The sequence below is a fragment of the Brevundimonas sp. TWP2-3-4b1 genome, from assembly GCF_049897665.1.
In the GTDB taxonomy this organism is placed as follows: Bacteria; Pseudomonadota; Alphaproteobacteria; order Caulobacterales; family Caulobacteraceae; genus Brevundimonas; species Brevundimonas subvibrioides_B.
The window spans coordinates 21,808-34,789 of the sequence record NZ_JAFCWQ010000010.1 but is presented as its reverse complement, the minus strand read 5'-3'; the positions used below and the strand labels follow the sequence as shown (position 1 = coordinate 34,789).

Below are 12,982 nucleotides of genomic sequence, written 5' to 3'. Positions count from 1 at the left end.
GCCTATTCGGTCCGGGCCACGCCCTCGCGCCGGTCGTCGGCGCCGCCGTCCCAGTGATCTCCGCGCCAGATCGCTCCATGCAGGCCTGAGGTCTCCGACGCGTTGGGCTGGAGGATGATGCCGTTCCTCGCCAGCCCTGCGGTCAGGGTCGGCCCGAACCGCGACGTGTCGGCGCCGAAGCCCGGACCCTTGGCGACGAGGTTGGGCAGGTCGAACGTCGCCTGCACCGGCAGGCCCCAGATCAGCGTCCCGACCAGTCCCTTGGCGTTATAGGCCAGGATCGCCGATCCGCCCGGCGAGCCCATGGCCCCGACCAGACGACCCTGATGATCCAGAATGATGATCGGCGACATCGACGAGCGCGGCCGTTTGCCCGCCGCCACGGCGTTGGCGATCGGCGCGCCCTCCGCCGTCGTCGGCGAGAAGGAGAAGTCGGTCAGCTGGTTGTTGAGAAAGAAGCCCGCCGCCATCCGGCCCGAACCGAAGATGCTCTCGACCGTCGTCGTCATGGAGACGGCGTTCCCGGCCGCATCGACGATGACCATGTGGGAGGTGCCGGAGGGCTCGGCCGTCGCGTCAGGGGCGCGGAACACGCCGCCGGGCGGTGTCCCGGCTGAGGCGGCGCCAGCCAGGCCGGGGGCCAGGGCGGCGCGGGAGGCGACGTAGTCGGGGTCGAGAAGGCCGGCCACGGGCACGCCGACGAAGGCCGGGTCGGCGACATAGCGGTCGCGGTCGGCGTACATCAGCCGCTGCAACTGGGCGAACATGGTCCAGGCGGCGGCGCTGGTCTCGCCCTCGGCGAGAACCGGGGCGGCGGTCGGGGTCTCGGCCATGGCCAGGAGCTGCAGCAGGGCCACGCCGCTGGACGGCGGTGGCGGGATGCAGATGACATAGACACGGAACGGACGACACAGGGCGTCGCGGACGATGGGACGATAGGCGGCGAGGTCGGTGTCGCTCAGCGATCCCGGGCGCGGCTCGGCCCGCACCGTCTCGATGATGGCTTCGGCGATCGGACCGGTACGCAGGGCTTCGATCCCGTCGCGGGCGATGGTCGCGACCGTCTCGGCGTAGGCGGGGTTTCGCAGGGTGTCGCCGGCGATGTAGCGGCTGCCGTCGGGCCTGGTGAAATACTCGGTGGCCCAGCGGGTGCGCGCCTGCCCGAATGTTCCGGCGATAAAGCCGGCCAGACGCGGGCTGACCGTAAACCCGTCGCGGGCCAGACGCTCGGCGTCGCCGAACAGGGAGGACCAGGGCAGGCTTCCGTGCGTCTCCTGCGCCATCGCCAGGGCGGCCACGGCGCCGGGCGCGCCCGTGGATCGCCCGCTCAACACCGCGTCCATGAAGGGCAGGGGGCGGCCGTTCTCGTAGAACAGTTCGGGCGTCGCCGCCGAGGGCGCAGTCTCGCGCCCGTCATAGGTCGTGACCTCCTGCGTCCCGGCGTCATAGACCATGATGAAGGCCCCGCCGCCGAGGCCTGAGGACTGGGGCTCGACCAGCCCCAGCACCGCCTGCACCGCGACCGCGGCGTCCACCGCCGACCCGCCGCGCCTCAGGACCGCCATCCCCGCCTCGACCGCCAGCGGATTGGCCGCCGCGACGAACGGACCGCGCGCCGGACGGGTGGCAGGGGGCGCGGAGGACTGGACCGGGGCGGACGCGCCGCCGACCGTCGTGGTCTGGCAACCGGCCAGCGCCAGGGTTGATGACAGCGCCAGGACGGCGACGAGCAATGGACGGAACGGCGAATTCGACATGATCATCTGGGAGGCGACCCGGAAACACTGGCGCGGACAGGCGCCTCCCCCCGACCTAAGCCCCGCCGTCCGCCTCTCCAAGCGCCCGTTTTACAAAGCCCTCGAAAACCGGGTTGCGCCCGGCAAGACGACCCGCTAGATACCCGCCCTCGCCGTAAAGGCCTGTGCGCGCCCGTAGCTCAGCTGGATAGAGCATCAGACTACGAATCTGAGGGTCGGACGTTCGAATCGTTCCGGGCGCGCCATTCTTTCAATAACTTAGCCCCAGTAGGGGCCTGAAGCCCAAGTCCCGGGTAACGCCCGGGGTAACTTTTTACGAGCAGCCAAAGCGGCCGTCGGGCCTGTGGCCAGGTGTCGATCTCCGCAGCCAACGCTCATGGCGCGCGGCGTTGCCGTGCCTCTCGCTCGGTCGATCTGGGCCAGCCACCCAGTTATCCGGACCTCGGCTCCACCAGGCGTCTGAAAATTATCCCATGTTGTCAGGTGCTTGGTAGGACTACGCGGACCCCAAGCGACTCCCTAAAGCTAGATTATTTTTCCGATCAGAGGGCGGGTGGGCAACTGAGTAAGCTCGTCCAAATCTAGCGCCACACCTCACCGGCTTCTGCCCGCGTCAATCTGCAAGCCTGGACCGCCGGCGGTTGGGTTTAGCGTTGGCACCTTAGCGGTTGTCCACTAACGCCGCCGCATCATGGCCGGGTGACGTACGCTGCTGCCGCATAAATCAGGCCGTGCATAAGAACTTCGAGCTTCATAACATCTAGCTGGAGACTCTGGGCGTCTGTGTCGTTTTCCATCGTGTCGCCATGCGCCACGGAGTGACGGCGTGTCATGACATCGTCGATATACACGTGCCAAAGGCTTTGCGCGGGCGCGGTGCCACGGAAGTTGAACGCAAACGCTGGCGGCAGTTGACGGTAAGGGAAGTTGTAGAGAGTTGACCTCAACGACTTGAGTTTCCGCCGTAGCAGCCAGGTCGCGTTGTGGTCGTTGTTGAAAACCACATCAAATCCTCCACCAGCCACTGCATGGACGATGTCTGGCACCCCGACCTTGGCCATGGCCGCATCGATAAAATCGGCGGTTGGGTTTTTGTTCGGGTTCTCCTTGTAGGTGAACGCCTTCATGTCGATCGGCACTGAGTTCTTTTTGAAGAACTCGGTTAGCTGCCTGATCCGCTCATTAATGTCTTTGTCCGGAACGCCTTCGAAGTAGGCCATTTTGGCGCAAAAGTTTCGCTGCATGGCGGCCGGCATGTTGGCGAAGCCGCCCATTCTATCGTTCAGATCGTCGATCAGGCCGGATGTTATGCCCTTTAAAAATCCTTCCAAGTGGGAAGCGAGAAGGACCGAGGTTGCTCGACACAAGCTGTTGTATAGCGGCTCATCCGAGCTCTGCATCTTTCGGGCATGGTCAACCAAACGGTCGAGTTCCTGCAGCCTGCTCGGCAGGGTGACCGCAAGGTCAAAAAGTGCAGTTGTCATCGCCGCAGGAGAGCTGCGACGGCGTTTATTCGATGGGTGACTTTGGCGGCGTCATTCACGCTGCCAGACACAGAAGCAAAAAAGTCCGCGTCGCCAAACAAGGTTCGGATTTGGCCGACTTTCAGCGCGATCGCGTCTCCACCGGCCTGAATCTCCGCAGGCGTGTAAACTTCCGTCAGCCCGATAGCGACCGCGTCAAACACAGCAGCGTTGAAGCTAGACATTCGCTTCTCGCCGTTGTTGCCCAGCCGCCATTTTGCAAACGCCGTCGACCCCACCTTCTCATGAAGGAACTTCATGTAGGTCTCGAACTCGTTTTTCCAATCCAGCAGGATAGCGGAGGGCACATCATTGAATTCTTCCTGGCTCGCAGTCAGAAATTCTTTGAAGCCCTTCCGTAGGCCGCGATAGCGGCCGTGGCTCAAGGCGAAAAACCGGAGAACCAGCTCGGCGTCCTCCATCTTTTGCACCTTGGGACTGTCCTCCGGTCGATGCAGATCCACTTGGATCAAGCTTCGAAAATATGGAGCTTGAGCGAGTTCCTTGATCAGTTCATTAAACGGTCCGCGCGCGGTTGCATTTCTAAGCTCTTGAGCTTCGAGTTTTACGGAACCGGTATTGAGCCTTTCGAAAATATCGAACTTGATCTGAGCATCAACTGTGGAGTCGATGCGCATACATTTAACAGTACGTTCCTCAAGTCGCCGCACCAAGAATGACGGAAGTGACTTGTAGTACGCGCCGTTTAGCTCAGACAACGTCTCAAGACCTTCCAGAGGAAACTTATTCCTCAGAAAATCGTGAATAGCTGTAAGCCTCTGCTGTCCGTCGATAACTGTGTATCGCGAACTGTCTTCTGTAACTTCGGCATCGACATCAACATCTTGAGAAATGAACACGACCGGTATCGGGATGTTGAGGATGAGGCTTTCTATAAGCCGCGAGGAAGTCTCACGCGACCACCTGTGCCGCCGCTGATAATCCGGGTCTAGCTTGATAGATTTGCGATCGATGCGCTTCGCCAGCGTTTCAAGATCGTATTCGACCGTCTGGGTTTTGACCGTACGCTCGCGCGCCTTCTGCTGGATCAAATCCAGATTTTCTTGCAGCGTACGTTCATCGGCCATGAGTTGGTCTCGTCTGACCGGCATAGCTGCCAGCCACCTCCAATATGCCCACGCTCACGCACGACGGGAAGCCACGTTCGAGACCAGCGAACGCCAACCTCGGTTCACATCGGGCCTGGCGCTTTGGTTGCCGAAAACAGAATGGAATGGTGTAGGGCATTCTCCGCTCCGCAGCTTGCCGCACTGCAGCTAACCGCCCGCATGCCCTAGGTGCGCATCAAATCGCGCTCTCGATGCCTCTATCCTTGTATTGGTGGCGGCCGCGCGCCGACTTTAGGGTCGGCTTTGGGGTGATCGCGGGCTCCGCTGATGCACCGCCAACGGTGGCGGGCTGAGGGAGATTTCATGCGTGGAGCGACGCTCCACCACACCCCTATCCACGTGGTGCCGTCGGCCTGTTCAGACGTCGCGTAAGCGCTGCTGCAGCGGTTCCCGCTTGAGCGCCGAGATCGCCAATCGATCTCGTCACCTTGGTCAGATCGATCGCGTTGTGAGCTTTGAACGTTGCACTGATCGCATCGATCGCAAGATCTTCACGCTCGTCGATTACGCCGTCGGCTTCGATCACGTCGCGCAGAAACCGCAAGAGTTCGGTCTGCATCGCGACACCGTTGCAGTCGGGGCTTGCGGCCTGGAAATCAGCGAGAGCCTTTGCGATCACTTTGACGCGTGCTTCGTCGGTCGTCACCGCGAGCAGATCAAGCGCGCGCGCTGTGAATGTTTGATCGTAACCCCATTCGTCGACGAGATGGCGCTCGATTGACGCGCGCTCTTCAGGTGCGATCACGCCGTCGATCGATGCGACGCGCAGCGCGAGTGCGCCGATCAGGTCGAACAACTGCATGCCGAGTAAGTCGATCGGCGTATTGATGAAGCGCGGTATCGTGTCGACCATATTGCCCATCTGCCGGCGCACGACCCGACTGACGCCGTAGTAAGCGCCGCCGCTCGCTGCAGCCGCCGCGATCACCCAACCGATCGGTGTCGCCGCAGCCCCAATGCCAATTATCGAAAGCAGACCTCCCGTCGATGCGAACAAGCTGCCAGCGATGATGGGCGATGCAGCCACCGTCGCTCCGGTCGCAGCGACGCCGCCGACGTCCCAAAGCGCCTGAACACCTTTTTTCAACCGCAGCGTTGCGTAAGCGTCTTCACCGATGCGAAGCTTGCGCTTGAACTTCAACGGATCTGAGACGACGCACTCTAGGTCTTCATTGAACGACGGCTCGCCAGCGCCGCGCACATCAGCGGACTCGGTCACGCAAGGCCAGCTCTGTTGAGTTGCGACTGCAAACCTTTGAGCCGCTCCCGCATCCCGCCATCGGTCAGGTCGTCCAACGCACCGAGACCGACGCCGATGATGAGCAGCAGAGGCGTCAAAAATGGAGACAGCAGCGGTCCAATCACCGGTATCGCGCCGATCAGAAACGACAGCACGAGCGCTATTGCGATACCAAAAGCGATACCTGGATAGGCCTTTGCGAATTCGAGCACGAAAGCGACGACTCGAGCACCGAGATCGATGAGTTTGCCGCCAATCTCGATGGTCGTGTCGAGCAGGGAAGTCAGGAGCGACTTGAGGTCGGCCGAGATCGCCAACCGCTCAATGCGACGGTTGATCATCGCGCGATCAATCCGAAGCGTGCTTTCATTGCCGTCCGTCATGCGCGCACCCTCCCGCCGTCGAGCAGTCTGTGTGCCTGCCAGTCCAACCCCCTTTAGCTATCGCGAACCGGTCACTACGACAACCGATGCGCGCGGCATCGAGGCGATGACCTGCGCCGATTTGCGTCGACCTTCCTTACGTTGGGGCCGAACCGACATCGACGATCGTCCGGAACAGGCGGGCGGGACGATGTCGGCCCCTGTTGGTCGTGCCGGTCGCTTCGAGCAGTCCTGAACCAAGCACCGACTTGTGCAGGTTTCGCCTGTCGGCGGGCTTGCCCGTAACGGCCTCATAGGCGGCCTGGAAGGCCGTTAACGTGAACTCGGCGGGCAGCAGTGCAAAAAGGATCTGGAAGCCCTCACAGCGCGCCCTTAGGGCCGCGACGGCATCATCGACAATCCGCCGGTGGTCAAAGGCCAGAGGCGGGAGAGCCTCGGCGTTGAACCATTGCAGGCTGGCGGCGTCCGACCCCGCCAGGGGGTTCACCTGGTCGAGGGGCAACAGCGCCAGATAGGCCGCCGATATTGTCCGGCCACGCGGGTCCCGATCAGGATGGCTGTAGTTGGCGAAGTGAAACAGGACCGGCGCATCCAGACCCGTTTCTTCCCTCAGCTCGCGGCGCGCGCAGGTGTCGAGGTCTTCGCGCTCTTCGAGGAAGCCCCCCGGCAGGGCCCAGGCACCTTCGAACGGCGGACTACCGCGCTCGATCAGCAAGAGATGCAGACGCTCGTTCCGCAGGGTGAAGACCGCGATGTCGGTGGTGACCGCCGGGTGGGGATAGTCGTAGGTGTAGGGCAATTGGTGTCCACCATACACAAAGTGCTATGTGTGTCGTGCACATCAACTGACACTTTCGCGAGGCACGGACAATGGCCCGAACCAGCATCACCCATCCCCTAGAAATCGCAGGCGTGGCCGTCGGCCCTGGCATGGGGCGCATCGGCATCACCTTCTGCCCTGGCAAGAAGCAAACCTCGGCGGCCACCGGCGCATGGGATCGCGACCTTGGACTAGATGTCAGGGCCGTCGAGGACTGGGGGGCAGCAGCGGTGGTGACGCTGGTCGAGATCCACGAGATGACCGACCTCGGCGTGGCAGGTCTAGGGCAGGAGGTGCGGCGCAGGCATATGGACTGGTTCCACGCCCCCATTCGCGATGTGTCCGTGCCCGACGCGGCCTTCGAAGCCGTATGGGAGAAGATCGGCGAGGGGCTTCGTGACCGGCTTCGCGCAGGCTTCGATGTTGTTGTTCACTGCAAGGGCGGTCTCGGTCGGGCAGGAATGATCGCCGCTCGGCTTCTCGTAGAGCTGGGCTGGGCTCCGCTGGCGGCGGTGGTGGAGGTGCGGCGGGTGCGGCGGGGCGCGATAGAGACTTCGGCTCAGGAAGGCCATGTGATGGCCTGCGCGGCCATCCCCGAGCATCAGCCCTCGACAACGCCCGAAGCCATCCAGGCACGCGCCGTTGGGGCCCTGCTGGGCCTCGCCGTCGGCGATGCCGTCGGGACCACGTTGGAGTTCAAGACGCGTGACAGTTATCCCGTCCTGACCGACATGATTGGAGGAGGCCCATTCGGCCTCAAGCCAGGACAGTGGACGGACGACACGGCGATGGCGCTTGCCCTGGCCGACAGCTTGATCGCCTGCTCTGGCCTGGACGAGCAGGACCTGCTCGGTCGGTTTGCCGACTGGTGGGGCAACGGCACTTACTCCTGCACCGGCACCTGCTTCGACATCGGCGGCACCACCGCGCAAGCCTTGCGGCGTTGGGAGGCCACAGGGGCCGATCATAGCGGTTCGACCGACCCTCAGTCCGCCGGTAACGGCTCTCTGATGCGTCTGGCACCCGTCGCAATCCGCTACTTCGGCGACCGGGATACCCTGCGCGATGCTGCTGCACGGCAGAGCAAGACCACCCACGCCGCCCCCGAAGCCGTCGATGCTTGTGTCGTCTATGCGGAAATCCTAGCGGACGCGATCGAGGGCCGGAAGCGGTCAGAGGTACTGGCCGGGCGTGCAGGCGCGTGGGCTGGTTCCATCGGTCCGATTGTTGGTGGTTCCTGGCGCGGAAAGGCACGGCCAGCGATCAATGCCAGCGGCTACGTCGCTCATGCTCTTGAGGCCGCGCTGTGGTCAGTCGGGCGCGCGGGGCCTGATTTCGAACGGACAGTGCTGTTGGCAGCGAACCTCGGTCAGGATGCCGACACTACCGCCGCCATCGCGGGTCAACTCGCGGGGGCGTTCGAGGGGGTGGCAGGGATACCTTCCGAATGGCTGGCGAAGCTGGCTTGGCGCGAGAGGTTGGCAAGAGCAGCCGCTGACCTGTGGAACTAGACCCTGTCAGAACTTTCCACTTCACGAGCATGGGGAGCCACCGGATGAGCGAACGCTGATCTAAATCCACAGTGCGGAACGTAACAGGAACGAAAATCCTTGATAGCTTGAGCGGTGACGCCTTAATGGGCCGTGGGGTCGGTGAGCTGACGTGGAGCGCATCGAAGTGACAAGCAGTGCCTTGGCTAGGAAACCGGCGCGCAAGGACATCCCGCCAGCCCATGGCCGGCGGATGATCGTCCAATGCGACCGCTCAAGTTGCGATCATGCTGCGATAGTTGATCCGCAACCACTGTTTGGGGCGACGTCAGCGAGGCCTTCCGACGGTCGGTCGAGACGCTCTCGATGCCGATGCGGCCATCGCGAGGCCTCGGCCTCCTACACCCGCAATACAAGCCAGCCCGACGGCCTCGTACCGCCTGCCGCCGTCTCCATTTGGTTCTAGGATGGGGCGGAAGAACCTGGACCGATACACCCCCGCCGACTGGCGTAGCGCGGGGCCAACGGTGCGGGCGGTCATCGAGAACCGCTGGCGCGTCTATACCGAGTGCGAGGTCTGTGAGCTGCGAATGGTCGCCGATCTTCCGCGCATCGCCCAAACGAAGGGCAATGCGTTCAGCCTATGGGGCCGGACGGCGAAGTGCCGGCGGATGGGCTGCCCCGGCCGAGTGGTCTTCCACGCCCAGCCGCCTGGGGCGAACATGACGATCGTGATGACGTAGGGAATGTCCGGTTTGCGCCGCTGGCTCGATGCCCGCTGTCGACCCGTTCCGGGCTCAAACCCCAGGCTAGCTTAGCCAAGATCGAGACGTTAATCCGGAGGATGTATCGGATGAGCGCTTCGACCTCCGCGTACTGCGTGAGGAACGAACCAACGAACTTGTGGTATGGGTCGCGCTGTTCCGATTGGCGCTCATGAGCAAACCGCGATGCCATTGAATCCCCCCGATCCCACCGGCGACGACGTGCTTCGTCGTATGCTGGCGACCCCTCCGCAGCCTAAGTCACCGAAGGCCACGGAGTCCAAGGCCGGCGAACCGCGCCCGGCAAAGAAGTAACGTCAGTGCTCACTCTGCTGGCCTTCATCTTTGAGAGGTTTGTCACCTCGCTCCCCGACATGCTGATGCTCGGGGGCGGTGCTTACCTCGCCGCGCGAGGCGGAAAGCGTGCTGCGTGGGGCATCGGCCTGATGGCTCTGTATGGCATGGCCATCGCGGGCATCGCGATGGCGGGCGAACTCGGCAAAGGACCGTTTGCCTTTGGCCCGGTATTCGGGGTGCTGTCAGCTATCGGCTTCGGGTGGCTGGGGTGGCGCAAAACGCGCCGCGCCGCCGTCACGGCTTCCGCTTTTTCCGAGGGCGGTGGCGATCGTTCGGTTTAGGCTGGCACGAGGCCGTTAGCCCCGCCGATAGGTCAGGCGCTTGCCGACGATCATCGACAGGGTGATGCGAGTGCGCTGGGTGTCGTCGATCCCGTTGGCCATACCGTTCGAGTATCGGGAATCGACCTCAGCTAGATAGCGGTGCTGGTGGTGCTTCGCGCAGTGCCGATAGATGCCCTTTGTACCCCGCTTGAAGGCCGAGAGGTAGTTTTCGACGGTGTTGGCCGTGACCATCGGATCGCCGTAACGACGTTGGGGCTACGGTGGAACGCCTTGCTCAACTAGCCGCAGAGGCCACCTGGTATCACCCCAAGGTTCGCTTCTCACCCTCAACGGTCCTTCACAGCGTCCGCTTCTGGACAGCCCGTTCCCCGCGTGATGCTCTCCCGCCATGTGCAACCTTTACAGCCTGCGCAAAGGACCGGCGGCGATCCTCGACCTCGCTCGCGCCACGGCGAACCTGGCGGGCAATCTTGAGCCCCGGGACACCTATCCTGACTACGCCGCCCCCATTGTCCGCGACGATAACGCTGGGGACCGGGTTTTGGCGCTAGCCCGTTGGGGCCTGCCGTCGTCGCGCAAGGCCATTCTGGACGCGGCGACGAAGCGGGCCGACAAGTTGCGAGCCAAGGGCAAGGAAGTCGACTTCGCCAAGCTTTTGGGGATGGAGCCCGACGCCGGCACGACGAATGTCCGCAACACGAGCAGCAGCCATTGGGGGCCGTGGCTGTCGCCCGCCAGCCGCTGCCTGGTCCCCCTCACGGCGTTCAGTGAGCCGGGTCGTGATGCCGAAAACCGCTACACGCCGGTCTGGTTCGCCCTGCCGGGAGAGGAGCCCCTCGCCTTCTTCGCCGGCATCCAGATCCGTGACTGGACAGGGGTGCGGAAGATTAAGACGGGGGTCGAGACCACAGACCTTTTCGCCTTCCTAACCGCCGAGCCGAGCGAGCCGGTCAAATCGGTCCACCCCAAGGCGATGCCCGTGATCCTCACGAACGAGGAGGAACGGGATGTCTGGATGCGGGCTCCTTGGGAAGAGGCGAGGGGCCTGCAGCGGGCTTTACCGGATAGCGCACTGACGATCGTGGAGGGCCACTGAATGAGACAGCGCGGCTTCTTCGGGTTCAGCCTGGTGGGGATCATCGCGGTCGCCACCGTTGGCCAAGTCTGCCTAAAGTTTTGGCCGGAGCAGTGAAGGTGAATTGGCGCACCCGCTCTGATGGATCCATCGACCTGGCAGCCGTGACCGGCTTCCAGCTCGCGACCACCGACGGCGCTATCGCGGTCCGATTGGATTTATGCCGGTCGCAAGATCAGTTGACCGGTCGTGTAGCGGGCGATGTTGAACAGGTGGTCATGACGCCGGCAGTGGCTGCGGAGCTGATAGCGTCCTTGCAGGCACAGTTGGACGCGACGTCATCGCTCCACTAACACCCCGACGTCATGGGCGTCCTGTTACCCGACCAGCTACCCCGACGACGGTGATGCCACGCGGTCGCTAGCGGTGGCCGCCATAGCCGCAGATCATCAATCTGATGCTTCCCAGGCGAGGGATGAAAGTCTGTTGCGCGGTTGCGCTGCCCGACCGAATCTTGGTCGGATTCGCGCTCAGAACGGCCGCGCAGGGCCGCGGCGGGAAACAAGGAGTGCAGAACGTTCGGTCTTCGGAACGCCTCTCGCCGATCCGGATCGAGTATGAAGCGGATGATTCATCATTTGCCGAAGAAGGCACCTCTCCGTGACCCAGTTTCAGATCCGTCAGATCCTCCGATATTCCAACCGCATCGGCCCGGAGGCGGCCGAGGTTGACGGCCTGGTGAACTATCTCCACGCCACCCATCGGGAGGACAGCCCTCGCGCCCTGCTGGAGCGCGGCATCAATCCGATCGCTGCGCTTAAGGCGCCGGACGGGCTGCGCCGACCCGCGATCCTTATCTCCAGCAGTCCGCATCGCGTCGGCTCGGCGCAGACGCCGTGGCACGACGTGTTCGATACGGACAACGGACACATCCGGTATTTCGGCGATGCCAAGACGCCGGGTGAAGACCCCGCCAAGGCGCCCGGCAATAAAGCCTTGCTCGAGGCCTACGCTATCCACTCGGCGATAGAACCGGTGGAGCGCGAATCCTCCACCCCCATCATCTTCTTCCGTCGGACGACCGTGAACGGGGTCCCGAAGGGTTTTCTAACTTTTCAAGGCTACGGCGTCATCGAACGCGTCGAGCGGATCACGCAGTTCGATCCGCGCAAAGGCGCGTCCTTCGCGAACTACGTCTATGACTTCGCGGTCCTCTCCCAGTCCGCCGAACATGAGCTGTTCGACTGGGGATGGATCAACGCCCGGCGTGATTCCCTGGTGGAAACCTCCGCTACCCTTGCTGCCGCGCCAGCCGCCTGGCGCAACTGGATCGCCGCCGGCCCCTCATCGATCCCGCGCAACCGGCGTCACTCGTCGAAGCTTCGAGTTATCAAGCCGCGCGATCAGATGCCGGAGCCGGGGTCGCGCAACGAAAAGATCCTACAGGAGGTTTACGCCTACTACGACGGGCGCAAAGACCGGTTCGAAGGGCTCGCCTACGCCATCGCCCGGCGGCTGTTGAGCGGCACCGCCGGACGGTTCGTGGAGGGTTGGATCACGCCCGGTAGCGGAGATGGCGGCGCGGACTTCATCGCGCGTCTAGACATCGGTCAGGGGTTCGGGGCGGTCCGTCAGATCGTCTACGGCCAGGCCAAGTGCGTGGCTCCCACCTCGGGCGTCGACGGCAAAGACATCGCCCGCACGGTCGCGCGACTGAAACGTGGTTGGTTCGGCGTGTTCGTAACGACAAGCTATTTCTCCGAGCCGGTCCAGCGCGAAGTGATCGAGGATGAATATCCGGTGCTTCTCGTCAGCGGCGAGGCGGTCGCCGAGAACGTCTTCGTGCTCGCCGAGGAGGCTGGCCACGATAGCATCACGTCCTTCCTCGATGCGGTCGACGCTCAGTTCGACGGCATGAAGGCCCGCAGACGCCCGGAAGAGATCCTTCACGGATGAGTGGGCCTGTCGTCCACTCAGCGGACGGTAGTGTCTCAGTTTGAAATCTGAGCGCTAGGCCCATCCGGTAGGAGAGCCTCGGGACTGAAGGTTCTGAGGCGGTGTTCTTGCCCACACCTTCGTCATCATGGCGCTGCGGCGTGTCGGATCGACCGAATCCAGAGGCTAGAACGCCTTGAAGCGGGATCGTCTCCACCGCCGAT

At 63.1% G+C, this 12,982-nt stretch carries 11 protein-coding genes, 1 tRNA gene and 1 pseudogene; 6 read left to right on the top strand and 7 right to left on the bottom strand.

Annotation, left to right across the window (positions count from 1 at the left end):
• Positions 1 to 2: 2 nt before the first annotated feature.
• A complete protein-coding gene (locus ACP7A5_RS09535; protein WP_426041772.1) occupies positions 3 to 1,757 on the bottom strand; it encodes a gamma-glutamyltransferase family protein in 1,755 nt (584 codons plus the stop codon).
• A 168-nt stretch (positions 1,758 to 1,925) separates the two neighbouring features.
• Between ACP7A5_RS09535 and ACP7A5_RS09530 the strand changes: the two genes are divergently transcribed.
• Positions 1,926 to 2,002, top strand: a tRNA-Arg gene (locus tag ACP7A5_RS09530).
• A gap of 444 nt (positions 2,003 to 2,446) precedes the next feature.
• Here the strand turns inward: ACP7A5_RS09530 and ACP7A5_RS09525 are convergent.
• The 5 genes from ACP7A5_RS09525 to ACP7A5_RS09505 form a co-directional block, all read right to left on the bottom strand.
• Positions 2,447 to 3,241 (bottom strand): hypothetical protein, encoded by a 795-nt coding sequence (locus ACP7A5_RS09525; RefSeq protein WP_426041700.1) that lies wholly within the window; start codon positions 3,239 to 3,241, stop codon positions 2,447 to 2,449.
• A complete protein-coding gene (locus tag ACP7A5_RS09520) occupies positions 3,238 to 4,368 on the bottom strand; it encodes a DUF262 domain-containing protein (RefSeq protein WP_426041699.1) in 1,131 nt (376 codons plus the stop codon). The genes ACP7A5_RS09525 and ACP7A5_RS09520 overlap by 4 nt, the downstream gene beginning before the upstream one ends.
• Positions 4,369 to 4,741: 373 nt before the next feature.
• Positions 4,742 to 5,629 carry a TerB family tellurite resistance protein gene (locus ACP7A5_RS09515; RefSeq protein ID WP_426041698.1) on the bottom strand — a complete coding sequence of 296 codons (888 nt, stop codon included), beginning with the start codon at positions 5,627 to 5,629 and terminating at the stop codon, positions 4,742 to 4,744.
• Positions 5,626 to 6,033, bottom strand: a complete 408-nt coding sequence (locus ACP7A5_RS09510) for a hypothetical protein (RefSeq protein ID WP_426041697.1) — start codon at positions 6,031 to 6,033, stop codon at positions 5,626 to 5,628. The genes ACP7A5_RS09515 and ACP7A5_RS09510 overlap by 4 nt, the downstream gene beginning before the upstream one ends.
• Before the next feature lie 136 nt (positions 6,034 to 6,169).
• A complete protein-coding gene (locus ACP7A5_RS09505; RefSeq protein WP_426041696.1) occupies positions 6,170 to 6,832 on the bottom strand; it encodes an NUDIX hydrolase in 663 nt (220 codons plus the stop codon).
• 71 nt (positions 6,833 to 6,903) lie between these two features.
• Between ACP7A5_RS09505 and ACP7A5_RS09500 the strand changes: the two genes are divergently transcribed.
• The 3 genes from ACP7A5_RS09500 (at position 6,904) to ACP7A5_RS09490 (ending at position 9,745) form a co-directional block, all read left to right on the top strand.
• Positions 6,904 to 8,364, top strand: a complete 1,461-nt coding sequence (locus tag ACP7A5_RS09500) for an ADP-ribosylglycohydrolase family protein (protein WP_426041695.1) — start codon at positions 6,904 to 6,906, stop codon at positions 8,362 to 8,364.
• 446 nt (positions 8,365 to 8,810) lie between these two features.
• Complete coding sequence (locus ACP7A5_RS09495) at positions 8,811 to 9,086, top strand: hypothetical protein (RefSeq protein ID WP_426041694.1); 276 nt, start codon at positions 8,811 to 8,813, stop codon at positions 9,084 to 9,086.
• 341 nt (positions 9,087 to 9,427) lie between these two features.
• Complete coding sequence (locus tag ACP7A5_RS09490) at positions 9,428 to 9,745, top strand: hypothetical protein (protein ID WP_426041693.1); 318 nt, start codon at positions 9,428 to 9,430, stop codon at positions 9,743 to 9,745.
• Positions 9,746 to 9,760: 15 nt separating this feature from the next.
• Here the strand turns inward: ACP7A5_RS09490 and ACP7A5_RS09485 are convergent.
• Positions 9,761 to 9,982, bottom strand: a pseudogene (locus ACP7A5_RS09485) (transposase); the annotation flags it as partial.
• Positions 9,983 to 10,136: 154 nt separating this feature from the next.
• On the opposite strand from ACP7A5_RS09485, the gene ACP7A5_RS09480 reads away from it, so the two are divergent.
• Positions 10,137 to 10,844 (top strand): SOS response-associated peptidase family protein, encoded by a 708-nt coding sequence (locus ACP7A5_RS09480; RefSeq protein WP_426041692.1) that lies wholly within the window; start codon positions 10,137 to 10,139, stop codon positions 10,842 to 10,844.
• Positions 10,845 to 11,483: 639 nt separating this feature from the next.
• Positions 11,484 to 12,779: a restriction endonuclease gene (locus ACP7A5_RS09475; protein ID WP_426041691.1), complete on the top strand. Its 1,296-nt coding sequence runs from the start codon at positions 11,484 to 11,486 to the stop codon at positions 12,777 to 12,779.
• Positions 12,780 to 12,982 lie beyond the last annotated feature (203 nt).